This is a genomic window from Cellulomonas fimi, from assembly GCF_028527925.1.
GTDB classification, from domain to species: Bacteria; Actinomycetota; Actinomycetes; order Actinomycetales; family Cellulomonadaceae; genus Cellulomonas; species Cellulomonas fimi_C.
In genome coordinates this window covers 1-476 of the sequence record NZ_JAPESW010000174.1, presented here as the reverse complement: position 1 = coordinate 476, position 476 = coordinate 1, and the positions used below count along the sequence as shown (strand labels likewise).

General features: G+C 54.4%; 1 protein-coding gene. It reads right to left on the bottom strand.

Going from position 1 to position 476, the window contains the following annotated elements; genetic code table 11:
* The coding region (locus tag OMK64_RS21530; protein WP_272730166.1) for a hypothetical protein at positions 1 to 272 on the bottom strand (272 nt) is incomplete at its 3' end.
* Positions 273 to 476 lie beyond the last annotated feature (204 nt).

Below are 476 nucleotides of genomic sequence, written 5' to 3'. Positions count from 1 at the left end.
ACAGGGGGGCCTGCGACGCGGAGTTGAGCAAGTGTCGATGCCACAAGCGTACCGTATGCGAGAAAGTTAAAACTACGCGTACGCATTTGCACATCGGTCTGTGTCCCCAGCCAAGAAATCGGATTCGCTACAGCGGCAAATCTAGAGACATTGATGGGAAGCTGACCACTAATCGCGATCTGCTTTTCTGAGTCACCTCTATAGGAATGACTGATCAGCAGAGGGCGCCGTCCACTGGCTAACAGGTCTAGCGCGCCGATCCCGCTGTCCATGCCGCCAGAGAAAAGGCTTACACAGTCATGACCTGCCATAACCGTTATATGACCGCGTTTCTGCGACGGAAGCTGGCGGGGTCCATCTGGCAACAGTGTAATATCCCAAGTGTCCCCACTCAGAAAATGCAGCGCCCTCTGGAGTAGCGGGATGGCAGGCTTCCAAAGATCTGGATCGGCAATGGGAATCGACAAGCGTAGATC